Genomic DNA, 21,017 nt, shown 5'->3' with positions numbered 1-21,017 from the left:
TTATTGACGATGCCAAACATCGACCATGTCCCGATCAGTATCGGGATTTGGTTTTTTAATCCCGGTTTTTCTGTCGTAAATACTTTTTCATTGAGTTGGTTTAAGTTAATGGTTAGTTGATTGGTTGTACTTATTTGCTTACATATAGTTTTTTGCCCTCGATACGGAAATGCACTGCACCAGTTTTTTCCATCAATCTAAGTACAGCTGATAAATTCCTGGTTCTGGATAAAAATCCGCCAAAGCGAAAGTTTTCGGGCGCGTTTGCTTCATAGATGACTTCTATATCATACCATCTGGCGATTTTCCGCATATTGGTTTTGAAATCATCATTTCTGAATAGAAATTCATTGTTTTTCCAGGCTACAGCTTCATCAGGATCAACCTTGCTGATGTTGATCTGGTCATTAGCCAGCATGGCCTGCTCGTTGGGTTTAAGGATTTCAGAATGACCGTTGGTACTTAATCTGATACTACCTTCCAATAGGGTAGTCTTTACTGTTGTTTCATCACCATAAGCATTGACGTTAAAATGGGTTCCAAGAACTTCCACTTCCTGCTTACCGCTACTTACAATGAAAGGATGTGTTTTATCTTTCGAGATTTCAAAATAGGCTTCACCGGAGAGTTCGACCGGGCGGTTTTTAAGTCCGGCGAAAGAAGTCGGGTATTTTAAAACAGAGGCTGCATTTAAGTATACGAGGGATCCGTCAGGCAAGCGTAGTCTGGTTTGTTCTCCACGCGCTGTGGTTAATGTATTGAACGCTGTTTTTCCCGATTTGTGGCTGATGATTTCGTAAACAATTTGCCCATCAGCAGTTTTAGAGATCCGGACACCAGATTGGCTGGCTATATTTCCCGTATTGGCATCAGTAATTGAAATTGTTTCTCCGTTGGCAAGGGTGAGTGTCGCCCGGTTTCGTCCCGGGGATACGTCCTGCTGGTAGACTGTTTGCTGCTGGTTTTTTTGATCAGTTTGGTAGAAATAGAAAGTGATGCCGGAAATGAGGACAATTGATGCGGCAGCAATAAGACGTGGCCAAAGCGTTCTTGTCTTGCCCTTTGCATGTGTTGTCTGTTTGAATACATTTTTTAACAAGACATTTCTTTGTTGATCATTTATGCCTTTCTCCTCATGTATACGCTCGTAATCGTTACCGATTAAGGCATCAATTTCGTTTGCAAATACAGGATCGTTGATATAGTCCCATAGTTCATTTTTTTCTTCTTCAGATGCCATTTTATCGGCATAGCGGTTGAAAATCTCCTGAAGTCTGTTGTTTGTCTTATCCATCAACGTAGGCATGGGTTTAGGTTCAATACTTAACCATTACTAATATGACTTGAAAAATGCCGGTACAGGGTTAGTCGAGCGATCAGATTTTTAGAAAATAATCTTAACGATCTGATTTTTAGTCGTTTTATTTGTGTAGTGCCAGGATGAGCATGGGATATAATACGGCATGTTTTCTAAAATGTGCCCTTATCTTTTGTAATGCCTGTTTCATATGGGCCCTCAGGGTTTCTGTAGAGATGTTCATTTCTTTTGCCGCTTCCTCATATTTCATACCTTCCTGGTGGCAAAGTCTGTAAGCAATTTTTTGCTGCGGGGCTAGTGCCGATAAGGCTTCATCAAGCATGTTAACGGCATCCTTGTAATCCAGCAGCTGCCTTGTAGAATCGTCAAACTCTGTACTTTCCTTTTGAAGTTTAAAGTTGGATTCTGCTTCGCGGGAAATGTGCTTCAACACATCGAATACCTGGTTGCGGACAACCCTGTTTAAGTAGGCGCCGAAATTGTCGACAGTGTTGAGCCGCTTTCTACCTGTCCATATCTTAATAAATATATCCTGAACAACCTCAAGGGCATCATCTTCAGAAGGTGTCATTCGTTTGCTATGAACAAACACATCCTTTTGGTAGTGATTGAATAAAATGGTAAATGCGTACTGATCTCCTTCAGCTATTTTAGCCAATAGTTCTTTTTCATCTTTAAGGGCTTGTACCGCCATTTATTTACCTGAATTATTAAATCCAATGATAACCAAATTTTATGAAATAGTCAGTCGAAAAATTTTCAGTTTGGATGAATCCAGGTTTTCGAAGCCAATACCGGGGCTCATGCTACGTTAAAAAATCTTTTTGTGTATTGCTTTCAAACATTTTCAGGTTGAAATTGGTTAATGGCTTGCTTTCTGGTTATTGCTTAGCTTTTTTAAGGATGTACGGAAAATCTAACTATTGTTTACCGATGCCTGGTACAGGTATTAAAATTCAGAAAAAATGGAAGAAGCATTTAACATTAAGATTGGTTTTGGCAGCAAGGAGGTTACACTAACCATACTTCATCACAAAGATTATTTCAAGGTAATTTATTTCGGTGGAATTATGGGAGCGATTAAACAAGTAGCGGGTGATTGGGAATTAATGGACCCTGAAGAAGTAGATGCAGGTGATCTTCCGCAATATACTCCGGATCTGAAAGGTGAAAGATTAGAGATTGTGCTTGACGAAGATCAGGTTGATACGATCGGTGCAGAGATTGAACACTATTATTCCGATGAAGAGGAGTAATTCAAAGAAAGGTTGGGTCAAAAGAAGAAATTGAAGGTAATAAAAAAGGCGCTGAGCGCCTTTTTTATTATAAATCTGTACCAGGTGTTGTTCCCGGTTCGTGACTGGATCCCAGTGGTTTGTGTTTCCGATCCGGCCTTGAGATCAGGTCCGTTCTGCCCAGATCTGCAACTGATGAAGTTTCCCCGTTATCAGGTTGTTTTTCATTGATGCGCTCTTCTGTCTCTTTATAGATCTTTTTCTTTGGCGCTTCGTTGCTGTTTGAATTATCCTGTTTGTTTTCCATAGTTGTAAATTTTAGTGTAGCTGTACATGATAACAATCGGTATGGATATCTGTTTTATATAATCACATTTGGGCTTTTATTCAGCCCAGGGCGAATGTAAAATGCAGTCGCAGAAATTTTTGCGATGGAAGTTTGGGATCATATAGGCACAAACATCTGCTTTGATATTTCCAAACGTCGTATCGGTTTTGTGCTCAAATCCGCTGAAAAATGTTGGAATGATGTTTTTCTTAAAGTCGTTTCTTGGAAAAGCATTTAGAATTTCAGTTCTGTTTTCATCGCTCAGGTATTCGTATCCTTCGCCCATGACATTCAGGCCAACTCCGGAATACATTAATGCGACCTCAGGTTCTTTGTGTTCTGCAATACCGATCGTGGTGTGTAAAGCGATCGTATCCCAAACCAATTGTATTGATTCTTTTGGCAAGCCATGACTTTTTAAGAAATCCCTGGCGGCATTTGCGCCGTCTACTTCAAAACGTAAGTCCGGGCTGCTGTAATGTTTGGTTAAGCCAAGGTCATGAAAAATGGCACTTACGTACAACAATTCAGGGTCGTACTTCATTTGTTTCCTTTTACCATTTAATACGGAGAAAAGAAATACCCTCAGCGAGTGGTTGTAGATGAATTCAGTTCCGTGTTCGAGTAAAAGTTCGGTTGCCTGTCTGGCAATTTTGCTGTCGGGGATAAGGATCCCGGCCACATTTTTTGATTGGTGAATTGACATATCTTTTTTGTTTGCTCAAAATTACCAAGGGCAGGGGGCACCGGGAATGTTAAATTCGGTCAATCACATGCCAATATCGTCTTTTAACAACTATCGACAGGTCTTGTCCCGGTATTACTGAGACTGATGAAATGTATCCCGATACGCTTTGGGCGAACGATTGGTATACTTTTTAAAGAAATGGCTGAATTGCTCTGCAGAATGAAATTTGAGCTGAAAGGCAATTTCCTTAATTGGTTTTAAGGAGAACTGCAGGAATCGTTTTGCCTCTGCGATGAGGTGTTCGTTAATCAGCTCTTTGGCACCTTTACCGCCGTATTGTTTCGATAAGTCTGCGAGTTTTCTTGTGGAGATACCTAAAATTCTGGCATAGTCTGCAACTTCATGTGAGGTTTGATGATGTACGGCAATCAATGCCAGGAACTGCCGGTAGATTTTGCTTTCATAACTTTGAGCGGCATCTGCAAGCGCTGCGTTTACATTGGCCATTTTGATCATGATAATCTTCAGATAAGCTGCCATCACCTCCAGTTTATTGATGTAATTGTCTTTGTCGGATTCAGTCTGCATCGCTTCAAATAGCGTATGAAGTTCCCGATCATCCACTGCCGATAAGGGGAGGAGTTGACGGATCGACGTCGCGTCAAACAAAACAGCCTTACAGTTATTTGCGCTCTGGGGGGCTCTCTCCCAAAAACAATCACCGAAACGGAGTTCATATCCGCTAAAAGAGCTGCCCTGCCGGAAGCTGATGACCTGTCCTTTAGCGATTAAATAAAGTGCCGGTGTTTCAGATTGAATTTTAAAAGATTGTTCGTCAATAAGGATTGTACCTGTACCGGAAACCATAAGAATTACCCGGTGATACGCCAACCTGTAAGTCACGCTCTTATCAAAACTTTTAGCTTTGCAATGCTGAATAGCAAACGAATCCTGAACCTCATTTTCTAAAGCGATAATTTCTGACGACTGGCTGGTTGCAACTGGCATAACTACTGGATCAGTGGTAAAGATGTTAAATTAAGTTCATTCTTTCCGCAATACGGCATGCTTCAAGAGAGTTGCTTACCCGTAGTTTTTCCAGGATATTCTGGCGATGCCTGTTTATCGTATTGATACTTACAGAAAGCAAATCTGCTATTTCCTTACTCATCTTACCTTTACGGATCAATTGTAATATTTCTTTTTCACGAACAGACAATAGCTTGTTGCTTTCCTGCGGATCGGGATTAATGGTTTTACCAGTAGCAGAATTGAAAATCAGGCCAGCTGATGCTGTAGTTTCAGCTTCATTGTAAGGAAAATGATAAAGACATAATGCAAGCCATAAACTACCATTTACGGCACTACTGACATAAAACATGCGATGTGCCATCGCGATATACTTTTCATCCCGGTTGCGCATTCGGATTCGACTTTTCACATGATAGTCAGATCTTTCCGGGATGGGCAGACTTTTCAGCATGTTGAAAAACTTAAGCTCCAGCAGGTGTTTTTCTAAAAGATCATCGGGATGAATCTTTTTAAAAATATCTTCTTCCCAGATGGAGTTGATTTCTTTCAAAGTTTCATGTTCAGTAAAGCCCAGTTCCTTAGCCACTTTTCCATTGTAAATATAACTTTTATTGGCCTTCATGTCACTTAACACGGCTATTGCATTTTCTGTCCGCGAATACATAAATGCCATGTACTGGTATTGTGACAAGCTTAAAGGGGCATTTTGTTCCTCTCCAAAAACTTGCTTCAGCAGCTTTTCATTTAGTGTATTGACGATGTTCATTTAAATATGGTTATTAATCAGTATTGGAGACCGCTATGCGTATTTTACCTTTGTAAAGTAAATATAAAAGTATGGTTATTAACTCAAAAAAGAATGAAGAAAATTATCTTAGGAATAGCGGTATTGTTGATCGGACAGAAAGGTTTTACGCAACGACTGGAGAAGATGCAGTGGTTTAACGAGCCACAAAAATGGGAAGTAAAAAATAATGCTTTCCATATGTTTGTAACCCCGCAGAGCGATTACTGGAGAATTTCTCATTATGGATTTACCGTAGACGATGCACCGTTTTATTACGGTACTTATGGCGGTGAATTTGAAGCAAAAGTTAAAATCACCGGGAATTATAAAGCGCGTTTCGATCAGATGGGATTAATGCTACGTGTTGATCAGGAGAATTACATCAAAGCCGGAATTGAGTTTGTAGATGGAAAATACAATTTAAGTACAGTTGTTACGCATAAAACGAGTGACTGGAGTGTAATTGCGTTGGATAAAACACCTGATTTTGTATGGATTAAAGCCATCAGAAGACTGGATGCGGTAGAAATATTCTATTCTTTCGATGATAAATCCTACACGATGATGCGAAATGCGCATTTGCAGGACAATGTACCTGTCATGGTTGGCTTTATGGCTGCCAGTCCGGACGGAAATGGATTTGATGCCAAATTTGAAGGCTTTGCGGTGAAACATTTACCCGATCAAAGAAGGCTGGACTGGCTAAAGAAAAACAACAACTAAATTTTCGCTCATTTTACTATTGTCCTCCCGGCCTATGCCGGGAGCTAATTCCTGAAAACAAAAGGATGGAGCTTAACGTTATTACTCGGTAAACAGAGCAACGAATCCCAATGAGTACAATTTCTGGAATAAATATATTAGCGCAACAATTAACCCCGCAGCAACTTGATCATTTACAAAAGGCTGCCGATCTACACAAAACACAATCCAATATCGAATTCAGCGTACTGAAGATCGAGGAAGGCATACTGCAAATTTTAGTGCAGCAGGGGGAACGCCCCTCTGGTAACTATGCCAGCCGCAGTACTTTGATCAAGCGTGCCCATGAGGTTTTTGACAAATGGATGCCCGCATATCTGATTCAGGTAGAAGTGGAGGAATTCAGACCTTCAATTACTGCAGTTGTCAATCCGGCCTGGCTGGAGCGGATGATGGAGGAGAAGGAAGTCCGCATTAAACAGATTGCCTTTGATACCGGTGTAGACCGCGAAAGTATCGCAGGGTGGGTTTCCGGAAAAAAGAACATGAGCCAGATCGTAAAGGCAATGTTTTATTTCTATTTTACAAGTATCCTTGTCGAAGACTGATCATGCGAAAATCACGTAACATGATTTATGGCATGATCTGGAAGGTTTAAGGTAAATTGTTGTTTCAGGGCTATTCTGCTTTTTCAATGTAAGTCCTGATCTCTGTCTCGATCCTTTTACAGGACAACAGCCATGGTTTTTTGGTGATGTTCAGGTCAACAAGATCTCCATTGATTTGATAATTCCCTGCCAGTTCAAAACCTTTGGCGGTAAAGGAGAATAGTCCGCTTGTAGTGTCACCTTCAAATAGTCCGTTAGTCTGAGATTCGATAGCGATTTGTAGCTGCTGAATCATTTCGTCTTTTGATTTTGGGTATTCAATTGTGAAATTGCACATGATGTTCCATTTGTGTAAATGACCAATTCCAGGTGTCTTTTTGTTTTGTTATAAAACAATGGATCGGGTTAAACAATTAATCGCCGGTTTTGTCTTCTTTTTCATCTTTCTGATCCGTTTGATTTTCCTGATCTGGCCCATCAGAAGTGGTTTTGGTCTTTTTCTGTTCAGTCTCGGGAGTTACAGTTTCAATTTTTGCACCAGCATCTTCGTGTGGCTTTGGGTGTTTGTTCTCCTGCTGATCGTTGGTGTTTGTATTTTCCATTTTTTATCTTTTTAAGATTAACGATTGCCAGGCCTATAATGTTTTTATTATTTCCTGAAAAATAGGCTGTGTCCCGGAATAACAGTTGGCGGGTAACTAAGCTTTCCTATCGGATAGACAAGTCGGTCATTTGATCGGTCAAATCCAGTCAAATCCGGTCAAATCCGGTCACACATTTTTAAATCAGCTGCTTTTTTGATTTTCCCATATACATTTGGTTCATGTTTGATTCTGGTCTGGATCTGGGTGGGGTCTGGCTCGTAACAAAAGGATACCAAACAGGAGTTACATAGGAGTTTCCTAGAACTCGGCTAGGACTAGAGTCCTATAACGCTCCAAGGAAATCAAAGTTTTACCCAACTGTAAGGCCTATGGTTACAAAACCAGACCAAAAGGGGGCAAGAGTCCTACAACTGGAATGCTTTTTAAAAACAATTAAATAAATAAAAACAACAAAAATGGCAAAATTAAAACATGGGACGTTCGGACCAGTGTCCGGAAAACCAGTGTACGGAAAACCAGGCTCGGTAGCGCCCAATAAATGTTTATGGACAAGCTTCAACTCACAAGCGATTTCATTACCTTAATTACCAGTTAATTTCTGTGATATTTGTCTTTTTCTGATATTGTTGAATAGTTAAAAAAACACAGGAATCTTTATCAAATGTTAAATACTTGGCAAAAAACTATTTAATAAATTTGTTAATCTAGCCAATTAATTACTAATACTACTTTTATGAGAAGTAATTCCAAAGGTACACTTGTTAAAAAAGACGCGGTCAACGCAGCCTGCTTCGGGCAGTTGTTTGAAGCCTTGTCTCAAGTGCCTTTGGATTTCGATCGATTTCATGCTTACCTCAGAAGTACCATAACAGGGCATTATACCATAGGATGTCCCATTATATTAAGGGCTGGTGATGTCAGCGACAAGGCGTGGTTTATCACAGATGGGGCAGTAGTAGCCTATTTCATAGATTGTCGTGATCGTAAAATCGTCAATCTCTTTTTTAAGAAAGGAGAATTCGTTGTACTTCCAGAAGAGTTTATGTCTGGAAATCCATCAACCAGTTTTTTAATGGCTTGTCCGAATACGCACTTGCTGGAGATTTCAGCTGAAGATGTTAAACATGCTTTTGTACTTTTTCCCGAAACTGAGCAGCAGTACCGGATGATTATCGCAAAGCAAGCTGTCAAATATAAAGAACGCGATATGCTTTTAAGCTATTTAGGCATAGATCGGGTGAGAGAATTTTTTAGAAGATGGCCGGAATTTAGAGATCCTAATCCGAAAATAATATTTTCTAACAAAATGATTTCTTCCTATTTACAAATGACGGAAATCTCCTATAGCAGGCTCCTAAAGCAAATCAGGGAGGAGGACGATGCTGAAGTATGATCCAAGTGAAACTAAACAAGAAATCCAGCGAAGGATAGTTCAGGTTATCATTATGCCTTTTATTCAAGCGGTAACAAAAACCAATCCTGAAGGATTATCCGATGCTGTAATTCATTATAGCCAGGTTGTGCATGGGCTAAAGGACCAATTTATGGAAGAGGAGGGCGCTGCTGAGGAAGGTCATCTACTGATGCTCTGCAGTGGCTTCGCGCTAAATTTTTATTACGATATCCGTTTGAATAAGTCTGTAGTTACCCATATTTTTAAAAAGTATGAGGTGATGATCGATATCAATAGTTTTTTAAACAAAAGCGATCGAAAAGGAAATCTGCAAATGCTTACAGACGGACTGATTTTTAAAATGAGTTACCATGCATTGAGATCACTGCTTGTTGATTATCCGATTTTAAATGTTGCTTTATGGCAATTTCAGGCAGAACGGGAAAAACAATATTTGTATTATCAGCATCTGCTGAAGCTCGCACTTGACGAGCGGGTCAAGGTCTATCTGGAGGATAATCCAGGTATAGCAACTCAGATCAACAACGATTGCATAGCGAATTATCTGGGAACGTGCAGATCCAGATTCAGCACGGCTTATGCCAAATACCGGGCGGCCACCTTAAAAAAACTGAGCTCGAATAAATAAAATTCCATGCTGTATTTTTTGCATTTGCAACAGTGAAATGTCGCAAATGAAACATTTAACCGGTTTGGGGTCAGGTATATTTGATCTATGAAAACACAATTGGAAATGAAAGCAATTCTTAAAAAAGCCAAAGGGATTTTGGTTGAGGTGATTGTTTATTCCTTTGTGTTGCTGTTTGTTTATACAGCCGCAAGCAAGTTGATGACGATAGATACTTTTCAGCATGTACTTACAAAGTACCCGCTAATTGGTAAGCATAGTGCTGTAATTGCCTATCTGGTTCCGATCTCAGAATTGTTGGTTGCTGCAATATTGATTGTTCCTGCAACAAAGAAATATGGTCTTGTGGTTTCTACTATATTAATGGCGCTATTTCTAGCGTATATCATCTATATGCTGGTTAGTAAAAGTTCGCTACCCTGTAGTTGCGGTGGTATTATTTCCAAGCTTTCCTGGCAGCAGCACATCTGGTTTAATTCAATTTTTCTATTACTGGCAATCATTACTTTAAAAACATATAAGAAATAAAGAGGCTTGCTTCTGCAAGGCAGGGAATACCATACCCTGGATAAAGAAATATGGTGAAACATTAACCATTTATAAAATATAATTATGAAAAAAGTATGCTTTGGCTTAGCGGTAGCAGCAGTTGCCCTAAGCGCCAGCGCATTCACGAATGCGCAAAATTTGAGGACAGATGCATATCTGTCTGATGTGAACAGTTCAGGTACAGTTTACTATTATTCATCAGGTGCTCCTAGCTGCCCTGCCGGCGACGAGCAACCTTGTCGAATTCGGACTGTAGGGGATTACCAGCTTCCAACAGATGGTACCATTTCTGCAGCTGATCTGAATAATCCGGATAAAATTACGATTCTGAGTTTCAGAGCCGCATTTTAATTGTTTGTTTAGGGGAGCCTGGATCGTGACCCAGGCTCTTTTTTGGTAGCGCTAAGTGCTACGATCAAACTTTGTTGTAAATTTAGAGCAATGCATAAATTGCTTTTAACAAGGTAGACTTTGTCCTCAGGTTTTCGGAATTAAAGAATCTAATCTTTCCTTCCTGATCTAATAAGATTAGCGAAGGGTAGCTTAAAATGCTGTTGGAGGTAATTATGGGATGTTTATCCATCTTTCCATCAGTATATAGGTTTACCGCGTCTAGTGAGGTGTATTTTCCCCCTTGAACACTTTTACTCCAGCTTTCTTTGTCCCGATCAATGGATATAGAGATGAATTTTACTTTTGGATTTTCTTTTAATTCTTCTTCAACTGCCGAGAGTACATTCTGGTAAAAATCAGCGCATGCACCGCAACCGGTATACCAAATGTCAATCAAAAGCACCTTACCCTTAAATTCCGATATCGATCTGTTTCTTCCATCAGCGTCGTGTAGAACGAATTCGCCAAATTTTACACCAGGCACACCTTTTAACAATGCGCTTATGATTTTTACGTAGGCTGGATTTTTGATTAATCCTAATGCGTCATTGTAAACAGGAGCAGGATTCTCTGAGTTGAATGTAATTCTTGTCAGCAACATCATGATCATAATGTCCCTTACTTCAGTATTAACCTGGTATCCTTTTAGGGTTTTATACATCCATTCTAAATCATATTTCTCTTGGTTAAGGAAACAGGCGGCTTGTAGCTTTCTGTTCAGGTGAATCAGATAATTTAGTGAATAAGCCAGTGCGAGGGGATCAATAGCGTAGTTGTTGGGGTAGTCGAAGGAATTCCCGAAGTGTTTGATGATTTTGTTTCGCTGGTTTTGATCCAGGTTTTTCCCGCCATTGTTCATCGCCCATGTTTTGATCTTTCCCAGCACATTAGGGTCGGCATAAAGGATGTCAGCCTTGATCACCTGATAACTGAAATTACTGATCTTGTGTACGTAAGTATTTAGAACATCTAATCGCATTAATGTATACTGTGTTGCTGAATCGAATTCAGGATAAGCTAAAATGTTTCCATTCCAGCTCCTATACAAGCTGTCCTGATGATTCCAGATCGATTGGTGGATTTGAAGCGTTGAAATTTTATACGAAGCATTATATTTCTCCGCGCCAGTTCCCGTAAACTCGCAAATGCCGTTTTGACCCGTTGGGCTGTCTTTAAAGCTGATTTTGAAGTCGATACTGTCAGATTTCTCCCAAAATAGAGGCTTGCACATTCGAATTAAATCTCCATTAATACCAGCTTTTAAAATTCTTGCTTTTGAAAGCGTAAAATATCCGTGGTCAAGCGTTACAGGAATGTTAAATCTGTAGTATCCATCGGCGCCTCGGGTTGCAGTATAGGTTTTTCCCGGGTCTCCGTTCAGGATATGAAAAACATCATCCAGTTTAACGGTCAGGGTATCGCCGGGTTTCGATTCTAAAAATCGGATATTTAAACTGATCTTTCCGCTCCGGGATGTTGTATCCGTGTTTGCCAGAATGATCAGGGGCAGGCAAACCATCATAATTATAGTAAAAATACTTTTTTTGTTGTTCATCATCTGTCGTTTTGTTGTAAGCCCACTAATCTTATTTCAGCCAAAGGGATTGGCAATACGTAACGTTTGTCATTCGGCGTTAAGGTGAATGAAAGCCCGTTTACCTGGCGCGACAATGTTTTTTGAAACTGCAACTCCTTGTTTAGGCGTCTTAAATCTTCCCATCTGCTGTTCCCTGTAAATGCCAGCTCTTTACGCCGTTCTGTTAAAACCATCGTTAAAGCCTGTTGCGTATTTGATGCCAATCTGGGTGTATATTTCCCGGTCTTATATCTTTTTAACAACAGGCTGTTTAAATCGTCCATCGCCTTGTCTGGAGCGCCCGTTCTGGCGTAACATTCAGACCGGATTAAATAGGTCTCATTAATTGCAAGGCCACAAAAATTGGTATAGTTGCCCGTATAAGTGCCACGAAATTTGATAACCTTATTTTCCTCGGCAAACAAATAGGTCTTTCGCAAATCGTCTGTTTCATATAGCTGGTAAAGTTCAGGTGAGACAATTCCCGCGGCAGAGGGATCTGCACAGGCCTCTATAAAGGCAACACTTTCTGCATACCATAAAATTTCCGGATTACCCTTTGCCAGTGTAGTAAAGCGAAACTGGTTGCTCAGACTAACCAAACTAGCGGTGTTGTAGTCCATGAGCTGAGGTTTTAACTCAATTGCACGTGTGGCATAGGCAAGCGCTGCAGGATAGTTTTCCATATGAAGGCAGGTCTTTGCCAGGAGTGCATAAGCCGCCGCCTGACTGGGCCTTTGTATAAAAGGTTGCGATGCATTCAGGAGATCAGTTGCTTGTTTTAAATCATTTAAAATTTGATCATAGGTTACCGATAAGGTGGAGCGTTGTAAGGTGATGTTTACGTCTGAGGTCAGTCTAACCGGAAGACCCAGATCTGTCCCCGCAGTTTCGGTATATTCTTTACAAAATAATTGTGCCAGTACATAATATGCAGATGCCCGATGAAATAAGGCCTGGCCTTTAATGTTGTTACATTCGGTACCTTCAAACTTTGATTTTTGCAAGCCATCCAATACTACATTTGAAAGTTCAATGATCTTAAAAAAGTCATTCCAGGTGGTGGAGCCACCACTGCCGCCCCAAATTTCCTTGTTCCAGGTATAGAGGTTGCGCTCGGTTTCACCAGCAGCCAGATACTTGACATCAGGGAGGTAAAAATCATCCGACTGTAACTGGCCGATGGTAGTATATGAATCGACAAAAGGATTTGAATTGTCCAGGATAGCCTGGAAATCAGCCAGGGTTTCAGGTACCACACTACTCTTGTTATTTTTCAATTCCAGCCATTCATTCTGTTTTTTGCATCCTGCTGCAAAGCAGCAGAGCAGAAAAATGACGGTTGTGATGCGTATTTGTGATTTTTTAATTTGTTTCATGTTCTTAAAAATTTGCGTTTAAACCAAATGACATTGAAAATGGACTTGGATACAGACTTGCGCTTCCCACTGCAGCGGGGTCTATTCCAAACTTATTTTTCCTCCAGATTATGCCGATGTTGTTGGCATAGGCGAAGACGCTAAGTTTTGACAACTTGATGGTTCGTAGTAGTTCAGCACTAAAATCATAACTCATGCGGACATCCTGCAAGCGGAGGTGGTTACCTGATGCAATCAGCACTTCTGAATTTTGGTAAAAAGAATCTCTATTGCCATTTGCCGGATAGATTAAGGAGGGGACATTGGTGCTTTTTTCATCACCAGGTTTTTGCCACCGCGCTTTATAGTCTGCATGTTGTCCGCGTAACAAAATATCTGTGTAATTTGTACTGGTGGTAGGTCTTTTAAACACATAGCCCAGTCTATATACCAGGTTTACAGAAAGGGTAAATCCTTTGTAGGAAATGTCATTGCGTATAGCTCCATACATTGTAGGTACAGCAGAACCATGAAAAACCAGGCTGTCGGGATCGAGATTGTTTTTTATAGCCGTATAGTTTTCACTTGGTTGTCCGTTTAAATAACCCATCGGGTTTCCATTTTCAGGATTTAAACCTGCCCATTTGTAGGTAAATATGGATTGTAATGGTCTGCCGACCGTAATGCTGATTAATGAACTGCGTGCGGCATCGTATCTGGTCACCTTGTCTTTAATGCCACTAAACAGGAAGCTTGTGTTCCATTTAATCGAACCTACGGTGTTCTGGCTTTGCAAGGAAATGTCAATGCCTTTTGTCTCCATGCCTGCTGTGTTGGCCTGGTAAGTTCTAAAACCAGTTTGCGGGGCAAGTTCTGTAGGTTGAATCAAATCCTGACCATTCTTTTTATAGACCTCGACCACACCATTTATTCTATTTCCCATCAGTCCAAAATCCAATCCCAGGTTTATGTTTCTCACCTTTTCCCACTGTAGTTTTGGATTTGGTGCTGTACTTACATTAATTACAGGAGCACCTGTATCTGAGTTTACGCTATAAATTCCTGTTAAGTAGGCAGTACCGCTGTCATATGTGTTTCCCTGAAATCCGTAGCTGGACCTTAACCGCAATAAATTGATCCAGCTGATTTTAAAGAAACCAGCTTTACTTATGTTCCAGCCCAGACCCGCAGACCATAAAGGCTTAATTTTGTCATTGGCCAGGGCTCCAAATAGGTTGGCTCCATCCCTACGTCCGCTGACGTTTAAAATGTACTGATCGTCATAACTGTAACTTCCCAGCATATAATACGACACATAGCGACTGGTATAGCCATATATTGCAGCTTCTGGAGCGGGTATTTTAGCAAATCCAGAAGGGTTTACAGGGTAGGAGGTATTGAAATTCAGGTTACTTGTAGCCGTACCAAACTGTTCGTTATAGCCATAAGATGTTCTGTTGTAGCCCTCTGTAATCAGTTCTCTGATTTCAGCTCCAGCTATGGCGTTCAGGTTGTGCTTGCTGAAGTTTTGATTGTAATTTAACTGTGCTCTTAAGTTATTTTGGTTCCAGCTGGTATGCGCAAGATCAAGTATTCCACCTTTTGGAAGGTTGTAGGTAATGGCGCCGGTGGCCGGGTTGTAAGTGCTAAACTTATTGATTAAATCCCGGGAATAATAGCTCTCCACCGTCCGGCTGTTTCTGCCATCAATCAGCTGCTGCTCCTTTTGATAATTTAGCTGGATACTTAATTGGGGAATAAGCTGATATTTTGAATTTAGTTGTACCAGCAGGTCGGTAATTTTTACAGTATTGTCTGCCAACCTGATTTCATCCAGCGGACGATAATACCAGTCCAGAAATCCTCGTGTTCTGGCCAGATCAAGATAGGAATTCCTGAAGCCACGAGACAAACCAGATGCAGTTCCATCCTCATTGGTGAGTTTTGCATAAGGGTAAATTTTCTCATAAGGAGCACCTATAGCTACGTTATTTCCATAAGCGAATTCATTGTTTAATAAAGATGTATTTTGACTATAGTTAATTCCGGCGGTTAACTCCAGTTTCTCAATGGGTTTATAGGTATACAATGAGTTTATCGATGAACGGCGGTAGCCATTTCTGATCAGATTGTTCGTATTGTGATCGTAACCAGCAGATAACGTATAGGACATGTTGTTGGTGCCGCCCCTTATTCCAAGCGAATACTGCTGATTTAAAGCGTTTTGATAAACGTTTTTTTGATAGTCGTCTCTCACATCTATACGCTTTAAGCCATCAAGTTGTGTTTGTATTTTTGTTTTGTCTGTTTCATTGTTTGATGCTTTATATTTAGCCATCAATTCTACCGCAGGCGAAACTGTAGGAAATGATGTGGTATTGTTCAATTGGGCGCTGAAAAATCCTTTGTCAAATAAAAATTGTTCAACCTCTATATAACTTTCGGAATCCAGAAAATTAGGAGCGTATTTCAGGTCAGGTTTGTGAATGACGGTCACATTACTGCTAAAGTCGAGTTTCATCTTCTGATTTATTTTTCCCTTTTTTGTGGTAATTACAATGACGCCGTTGCCAGACCTGGCACCCCAAATTGAAGCTGCCGAAGCGTCCTTAAGGATGGTAATACTCTCGACATCGTTAGGGTTGATGTTACGGATTTCTCCCTCGTAAGGAAAATTATCCAGGATAATTAATGGCTGCTTTGAAGCGTTAAAGGTACTTTCTCCCCTAATGGTGATCCCGAGATTCTTCGCATTTGGAAATCTGGAGATTGAAGTGGTTTGAGGATCTCTATCCTGAAAATAGAGGCCAGGTACCTGATCTTTGATGCGATCTAATATATTGGTAGAAACGGCCCTGTTTAGCAATTCATTATTGATGTGGACAAAACTCCCTGTGGCTCTTTCTTTAGGGATATTCTGGTAACCTGTACTGACGATTTCTACTTCTTTTAGCTTGTTGTCATCAGGTTGTAGGCTGATGATGAGTGGTTCTTTTAATGGAACCTGGATGTTGATGTTGCTGGTTTTGTAGCCGAGGTAGGATACGGATAAGTTATAACTGCCATTGTCGAGGGTTAGGGTAAACTCTCCTTGGTTATTGCTGATCAGGCTTTGATTGGTGGTGGCTATTTTGATTGCTGCGTTGGGTAAAGCTTCTGCAGTTGTAGCAGAGCTGACTTTGCCCAGTATGGTTTGTTTTCTTAGTGGGGGCGAGGCGTTGTGGTTTTGTGCTGTTGCTGTTAAATTTAGGCAAAGCGCAGCCAATACGATGATTTGTATCGTTTTAAACATATCTGGTTAGTATTTTTAGTAATTAAAACTGACCACAATAGGCAGGTTGGCATGTGTAAGCGCTTACACATACCTGCTTCTGCCAACGACCTGTCAGAAAAGGCCACGTGGATATTTTATGTATTAGTTGTCTTGGCGGGATAAACTGCTATGGATATGTGTTAATCAGGTGGGCACAAAATCTGGCTCATCAGAATAATGAATAAAATAAAATTAGATGGAAAAAGAATTGGTAAAGCAGCAGACGCGGACTTCTTCAGCTCATTACTGAGGCGTGAGAAACTACCCGATCTTTTATAGAAGAAGCCCGGCCCGTTGCCATACAATATTTTTGATTTGGTTGACATCCAGTTGTTTTTAGGTTTCTCAGGCCAGTAACGAGGATGTGTATAGCAAATATACCAAAAGCATATAATATTCACACATATATATGTAATTATTTAATGAGATAATGAATTTCTTAGCCTTTGTATAAATTAGATAAGCGTTGGAAGCAATAGAACAGTATGTGATTGACTTTGTGAGGGAGCTGAGAACTGAACGCAATTTGCGTCAGGAAGATATTGCCTATATTTTAGATGTGAAGCCATCATTTATTGGAAATGTAGAAAGTACCTCAAATATCGCTAAGTACAATTTAAAGCACATTAATAAATTAGCTGATCATTTTGGCTTATCGCCACAAGATTTTTTACCAAAAAAACCTTTGTAAATATATTTTAATGAGAAGAAATAAGAAATTATTAATCTAAGGAATTTATCTTCTCTTCGCAGATTGTTTTAACAATTTCCTGCATTTTAGTCACCTTGTCTATCAGTTCTTGTAGCTCTTCTTTTGTAATTAAATAATCCAGTTTGTAACGGGCATCAACGTAACCGCGCTTAAGCAGATCGAAAAGGTGAAATTCGTGTTCGTTTATGATTGGAATACGGAATATAGTATATAGATCTAAAGAAACATGCTTTGCGTAGTTCCTTAGCTTTGCAAGATTATGGGTCTTGGGTTTATAACCGGTATGAACCAATAAGGCGGCACTGTAGAAACATTCTGTTGCCTGGTGTAGTTCAAAAACACCTTTTTTATAGCTCCCTCTGTCAAACCCATTCTTTGCGTCGATTAAAAATTCGCCACCATATGGATACCAAGTATCGAAGTAATTCTGTGCTTTTTCCTTTTCTTCCTTAATGGTTAATTGAGCTGCTTCTAAAAACTGGAAATTGTCGGTATCATGCAAGAGTACGCCCTCGGTAATGATATCAGTAAAGAAATACTGACCAATACGCAAGCCTTCATTAATATATTCAATATCGTGAACAATCGGGCTAACCACATTTTTAAAATTGTTACATCGATTTTCAATGTGACTAATAATTGCTTGTTCTTTTAATTCGCCTTTTTTAATGACCACCAGAAAATCATAGTCGCTGATATAACTAAAACGAATATCGTCTTCCACATGTTCATCCTCAACCCAATTGCCTCTGGCATGACTGCCAAATAAAATCACCTTTTCAGGATTTGCTTCTTCCTTGATAATCTCAAGGATATGCGCGATCTCCTTTTGCTTTGATTCCGGTAAATGAGCGAGTGATGTTTTCATGTAATGTAAAGATAAGGAATAGTGGGGAAGCAAACCAAATGGAGGAGAGTATGTCTTGTAATGACTTCTACTAATATTCATGTAAGCCTCAACTAATTCGCACTTTCTTCGGTGCTTCTTCGGACATTCTTCGGCTAAAGCCCCTTTTAACGAAGAATCCCCGAAGAAAGTACGAATGAGGTCAGAGGAAGGTATATCGAATGTAGTCCTTGTCTTCGCCGTTGCTTACAAACTGGATATGCCATTTCTCAAGGATTATCGTCAATCATTATATCCAATTTCAAATATGAGGTTCGACTCCTGTTGAGGGATATCCGTATGGAAGTGTCTGAGAAGAAAAACGCAAAATAATTTTTGTGTCTAGACAATAAAGGTCCCGCTCAGGCGTATTTATATACGAGAGCGTTAATTTAGATGAACGGGAATGGTCGGTAGGATCATTCCCGTTTCTTTTTTAAGGTTTTTATTTTCTTGCCTTCTTAGGGGTAACAAAATCCAGTGTTGAATGATGTATGTGTAAACAAAGACAATTTAATATTACAGATCATGAAAAATTTCTTCACAATACTCGCAATACTGTTTTTAAGTTCAGGTACAATGGCCCAGTCCGTATCTTTAAGTCGGCAGACTCAGGGTGCTACTTTCGGTGAAAAAGTAAATGCCGGACTGGCTGTTGCAGCCCCGGGTCAACCCTTATGTGGAATAGTGATTAAGGGAGGTAAGTATGCTACTGCGAATACCATTTCAGTAGTTACAAATGCCGCTGGTCAATTTAGTTTTACCGTTAACGAGGGTGGAAATTATATCCTGAATTTCCAGACTGGAGAGAATCCGCTGTTTGATAATACTGGTCAGGCTGGAGCGAATCCAATACAAAGTTCCGCATTGAGAGCAACTCCTGGAACTCCCATAGGTGGAATTATAGTAAAGGGAGGGAAGAATCCGGGCGGTAGTTTCATTACTTTACATACTGACGAAAAGGGGATGCTGGAATTACCTGACTTAACACCCGGAACTTACACGTTTAAGGTTACTCCGAAGGTGGTAAAGGCTACAAGTGGTCTGAAAGATACATTGAAAACGCAGGTTTAACTAGGGATTAAGGGCGCAAAAAGTCATTTTTTATGGTGATTTTAGTGTATATTTTCTTTTCAAATTCTAGGTTTTCCTTAGCTTGGGAAAGTTCCATTTCGAGTTTTCCATAGTTGGTGAGTACTACGTGGTAATGTTCTGCCTTCAACAACATGTTAAATGCATCTTTCATTAGGTTATCTTGCTCGATCTAACAATGGCCTTTATCGGCCAATAGTCCTAACCGGAAATGATAAGGCATATAGTTATACAAGGGTAAGTTTTTTAGATCAAGATGCTCCTCTAGCCAGCCATATTCCAAACCGTAGGAATAGATATCCTGTTCTCCGATGGATAAGTCGTTCCAATTTTTGGCGACGGTATTCATATCTGTTTTTAAGGGAAATTGTTGGATCAATGGATTGGCATATTTATCCAGTGTGCGTCGTATTTCTGAAAGTTCAGCTTCTATATCCTCACCAGGAGCTTTTTCAAAAAAGTCAAAAATTCTGGTTGTGAGCCCCTTAACAAAACGCCAGTCCACGTTTACGGAAAATGAGGATATCATCTGCAGAAAAACCGCAACATTCCGGGTGTCATTAATCCTTTTTTCTAGCGTATCATTACTATTAGCCAAAAACAAAAATACAGGATTTGAGGATAAATGCGAAGCAGGCGATAACGTTCTGAAATCGGGATAATTGGTGAACAGCGAAGTTTTAGTGGATGATTAATTTTCTGATCGCGGCAAGATGGGCAAAGAGGACCAGCGGAACGATAAATGCTGGCAGCCAGCTGTAGGGGAAATTCAGGATGGCGATGTTGGGGTTGTCAAATGCGAATTGCTGGAATGGGGATGGCGTGGAGAGTACGGCGTTGATCACGATGTTGAGTAGCAGAGCCAGGCAGATGAAGTTCCAAACCAGCAGGGAGCCTTTTCTCATCTTACTTTGCCCTATACCAAAAAATCCAACAAAAGGGGCGGTGATACCGGCCAATATATCAAAGTTACGTCCTTCAAAGGTCATCAGTTCGGGAACTGCACCATTTAGGAATAATCCGTAGAGCACAAGTTCTACCGGGATGCGGACAATATGAACATAGCTGAGCATTTGCATGGACAATCGGTCTATGAACTGCTTGCCTTTTCTTGTGTTAAATAGGATGATGATGGTAATTAGAGCTGGGATTACGCCAAAGAGAATGATGTTTGGCGGAAGGGCTTGTGGGTAATCTGTGTAGACGCCGGTATAACTGAGCGAGGCCTGGATGATTAGCCAAATTACAACGGTCGCCAATATCCCGCGTGCTGTGCTTCTGGTTATGGGTTTGGAAGCGGTACGAAGTAAAAGGGCGATCATACCTGCTGACAAAAAGGTTGTGAATATAAAGCTGATGTTCAGGTATAGCGGCAGGTGGTCAAGCATGTGGTGTGAATCGATGCAGGCAAAGCTAGTAAAAAGATAGAAATACTGAGCGGAGATGGATATACTTTGATCAATTCATATATTTGTTGAGCGCTGAGGTGGTCTTTTCTATATAGATTATTTTCTTTTTTGAAGCTGAAAAGTGCTTTACATTTTAGGAATTCCATATATTGAAATGAATATAATATGGATTCTTTTTGAGCATCTACGTTTTCGAAGACACTGTAATTTTTCTGATCCTTTTCCATAGACCACATTGGCCCGGTTAAACTGATCACCTTTAGTATTGTCTATTACGATATGATCGCCAGGTTCTATTAGGATATCCCGGCCAGGGAGTTGCTTGATTTTTAGCATAAAAAATCCGCATATGCTGCGGTTTTCTAAAATATTTTAATGGTGGTA

General features: G+C 40.2%; 24 protein-coding genes. 10 read left to right on the top strand and 14 right to left on the bottom strand.

What is annotated here, in order from left to right; translation table 11 throughout:
• Positions 1 to 130 precede the first annotated feature (130 nt).
• The gene (locus IM797_RS01880) at positions 131 to 1,294 is read right to left on the bottom strand and encodes a FecR family protein (RefSeq protein WP_194125393.1); all 1,164 of its coding nucleotides are present in this window, start codon (positions 1,292 to 1,294) and stop codon (positions 131 to 133) included.
• A 127-nt stretch (positions 1,295 to 1,421) separates the two neighbouring features.
• On the bottom strand, positions 1,422 to 2,012 hold the full coding sequence (locus IM797_RS01875; RefSeq protein WP_194125392.1) for an RNA polymerase sigma factor: 591 nt from the start codon (positions 2,010 to 2,012) through the stop codon (positions 1,422 to 1,424).
• A gap of 271 nt (positions 2,013 to 2,283) precedes the next feature.
• Here IM797_RS01875 and IM797_RS01870 point away from each other — a divergent pair, with 271 nt between their 5' ends.
• A complete protein-coding gene (locus IM797_RS01870; protein ID WP_194125391.1) occupies positions 2,284 to 2,574 on the top strand; it encodes a hypothetical protein in 291 nt (96 codons plus the stop codon).
• 67 nt (positions 2,575 to 2,641) lie between these two features.
• Here IM797_RS01870 and IM797_RS01865 read toward each other — a convergent pair whose 3' ends face one another.
• From IM797_RS01865 to IM797_RS01850, 4 genes are all read right to left on the bottom strand, one after another.
• The gene (locus IM797_RS01865; protein ID WP_194125390.1) at positions 2,642 to 2,860 is read right to left on the bottom strand and encodes a hypothetical protein; all 219 of its coding nucleotides are present in this window, start codon (positions 2,858 to 2,860) and stop codon (positions 2,642 to 2,644) included.
• 76 nt (positions 2,861 to 2,936) lie between these two features.
• Positions 2,937 to 3,587 (bottom strand): HD domain-containing protein, encoded by a 651-nt coding sequence (locus tag IM797_RS01860; RefSeq protein ID WP_194125389.1) that lies wholly within the window; start codon positions 3,585 to 3,587, stop codon positions 2,937 to 2,939.
• Positions 3,588 to 3,701: 114 nt separating this feature from the next.
• A complete protein-coding gene (locus tag IM797_RS01855) occupies positions 3,702 to 4,577 on the bottom strand; it encodes an AraC family transcriptional regulator (RefSeq protein WP_194125388.1) in 876 nt (291 codons plus the stop codon).
• 25 nt (positions 4,578 to 4,602) lie between these two features.
• Positions 4,603 to 5,367 carry a response regulator transcription factor gene (locus tag IM797_RS01850; RefSeq protein ID WP_194125387.1) on the bottom strand — a complete coding sequence of 255 codons (765 nt, stop codon included), beginning with the start codon at positions 5,365 to 5,367 and terminating at the stop codon, positions 4,603 to 4,605.
• Between the two features lie 93 nt (positions 5,368 to 5,460).
• On the opposite strand from IM797_RS01850, the gene IM797_RS01845 reads away from it, so the two are divergent.
• Together IM797_RS01845 and IM797_RS01840 are read left to right on the top strand one after the other, a co-directional pair.
• Positions 5,461 to 6,111 carry a DUF1349 domain-containing protein gene (locus IM797_RS01845; RefSeq protein WP_194125386.1) on the top strand — a complete coding sequence of 217 codons (651 nt, stop codon included), beginning with the start codon at positions 5,461 to 5,463 and terminating at the stop codon, positions 6,109 to 6,111.
• Positions 6,112 to 6,221: 110 nt separating this feature from the next.
• On the top strand, positions 6,222 to 6,698 hold the full coding sequence (locus IM797_RS01840) for an XRE family transcriptional regulator (protein ID WP_194125385.1): 477 nt from the start codon (positions 6,222 to 6,224) through the stop codon (positions 6,696 to 6,698).
• Positions 6,699 to 6,768: 70 nt separating this feature from the next.
• Here IM797_RS01840 and IM797_RS01835 read toward each other — a convergent pair whose 3' ends face one another.
• Both IM797_RS01835 and IM797_RS01830 read right to left on the bottom strand, forming a co-directional pair.
• On the bottom strand, positions 6,769 to 7,035 hold the full coding sequence (locus IM797_RS01835; RefSeq protein ID WP_194125384.1) for a hypothetical protein: 267 nt from the start codon (positions 7,033 to 7,035) through the stop codon (positions 6,769 to 6,771).
• A 76-nt stretch (positions 7,036 to 7,111) separates the two neighbouring features.
• Complete coding sequence (locus IM797_RS01830; protein ID WP_194125383.1) at positions 7,112 to 7,300, bottom strand: hypothetical protein; 189 nt, start codon at positions 7,298 to 7,300, stop codon at positions 7,112 to 7,114.
• 458 nt (positions 7,301 to 7,758) lie between these two features.
• On the opposite strand from IM797_RS01830, the gene IM797_RS28490 reads away from it, so the two are divergent.
• From IM797_RS28490 to IM797_RS01810, 5 genes are all read left to right on the top strand, one after another.
• On the top strand, positions 7,759 to 7,887 hold the full coding sequence (locus tag IM797_RS28490) for a hypothetical protein (protein WP_255526720.1): 129 nt from the start codon (positions 7,759 to 7,761) through the stop codon (positions 7,885 to 7,887).
• A gap of 149 nt (positions 7,888 to 8,036) precedes the next feature.
• Positions 8,037 to 8,696, top strand: a complete 660-nt coding sequence (locus IM797_RS01825; protein WP_194125382.1) for a Crp/Fnr family transcriptional regulator — start codon at positions 8,037 to 8,039, stop codon at positions 8,694 to 8,696.
• Positions 8,683 to 9,345: a hypothetical protein gene (locus tag IM797_RS01820; RefSeq protein ID WP_194125381.1), complete on the top strand. Its 663-nt coding sequence runs from the start codon at positions 8,683 to 8,685 to the stop codon at positions 9,343 to 9,345. The genes IM797_RS01825 and IM797_RS01820 overlap by 14 nt, the downstream gene beginning before the upstream one ends.
• Before the next feature lie 87 nt (positions 9,346 to 9,432).
• Entirely contained in the window at positions 9,433 to 9,873 is a 441-nt protein-coding gene (locus IM797_RS01815) for a MauE/DoxX family redox-associated membrane protein (RefSeq protein WP_194125380.1), read from the top strand.
• Positions 9,874 to 9,957: 84 nt separating this feature from the next.
• Positions 9,958 to 10,245: a hypothetical protein gene (locus tag IM797_RS01810; RefSeq protein WP_194125379.1), complete on the top strand. Its 288-nt coding sequence runs from the start codon at positions 9,958 to 9,960 to the stop codon at positions 10,243 to 10,245.
• Between the two features lie 82 nt (positions 10,246 to 10,327).
• Here IM797_RS01810 and IM797_RS01805 read toward each other — a convergent pair whose 3' ends face one another.
• The 3 genes from IM797_RS01805 to IM797_RS01795 are packed head-to-tail and all read right to left on the bottom strand — an operon-like array spanning position 10,328 to position 16,513.
• On the bottom strand, positions 10,328 to 11,845 hold the full coding sequence (locus tag IM797_RS01805) for a TlpA disulfide reductase family protein (RefSeq protein WP_194125378.1): 1,518 nt from the start codon (positions 11,843 to 11,845) through the stop codon (positions 10,328 to 10,330).
• On the bottom strand, positions 11,842 to 13,242 hold the full coding sequence (locus IM797_RS01800; protein ID WP_194125377.1) for a RagB/SusD family nutrient uptake outer membrane protein: 1,401 nt from the start codon (positions 13,240 to 13,242) through the stop codon (positions 11,842 to 11,844). Before IM797_RS01800 ends, IM797_RS01805 begins: the two co-directional genes overlap by 4 nt.
• Before the next feature lie 4 nt (positions 13,243 to 13,246).
• Entirely contained in the window at positions 13,247 to 16,513 is a 3,267-nt protein-coding gene (locus IM797_RS01795) for a SusC/RagA family TonB-linked outer membrane protein (protein ID WP_194125376.1), read from the bottom strand.
• 487 nt (positions 16,514 to 17,000) lie between these two features.
• On the opposite strand from IM797_RS01795, the gene IM797_RS01790 reads away from it, so the two are divergent.
• Positions 17,001 to 17,225, top strand: a complete 225-nt coding sequence (locus IM797_RS01790; protein ID WP_194125375.1) for a helix-turn-helix domain-containing protein — start codon at positions 17,001 to 17,003, stop codon at positions 17,223 to 17,225.
• A gap of 31 nt (positions 17,226 to 17,256) precedes the next feature.
• Here the strand turns inward: IM797_RS01790 and IM797_RS01785 are convergent, their stop codons facing one another.
• On the bottom strand, positions 17,257 to 18,114 hold the full coding sequence (locus tag IM797_RS01785) for a HEPN domain-containing protein (RefSeq protein WP_194125374.1): 858 nt from the start codon (positions 18,112 to 18,114) through the stop codon (positions 17,257 to 17,259).
• 546 nt (positions 18,115 to 18,660) lie between these two features.
• Between IM797_RS01785 and IM797_RS01780 the strand changes: the two genes are divergently transcribed.
• Complete coding sequence (locus tag IM797_RS01780) at positions 18,661 to 19,206, top strand: hypothetical protein (RefSeq protein WP_194125373.1); 546 nt, start codon at positions 18,661 to 18,663, stop codon at positions 19,204 to 19,206.
• 190 nt (positions 19,207 to 19,396) lie between these two features.
• Here IM797_RS01780 and IM797_RS01775 read toward each other — a convergent pair whose 3' ends face one another.
• Positions 19,397 to 19,822, bottom strand: coding sequence for a hypothetical protein (locus IM797_RS01775; protein WP_194125372.1), 426 nt, complete (start codon positions 19,820 to 19,822; stop codon positions 19,397 to 19,399).
• 82 nt (positions 19,823 to 19,904) lie between these two features.
• Complete coding sequence (locus IM797_RS01770) at positions 19,905 to 20,612, bottom strand: hypothetical protein (RefSeq protein WP_194125371.1); 708 nt, start codon at positions 20,610 to 20,612, stop codon at positions 19,905 to 19,907.
• Between the last annotated feature and the right edge of the window lie 405 nt (positions 20,613 to 21,017).

Source organism: Pedobacter sp. MC2016-24 (assembly GCF_015223055.1).
In the GTDB taxonomy this organism is placed as follows: domain Bacteria; phylum Bacteroidota; class Bacteroidia; order Sphingobacteriales; family Sphingobacteriaceae; genus Pedobacter.
Note: the sequence above shows the minus strand (reverse complement) of the source record. Positions and strands in the feature narration are given on the sequence as shown.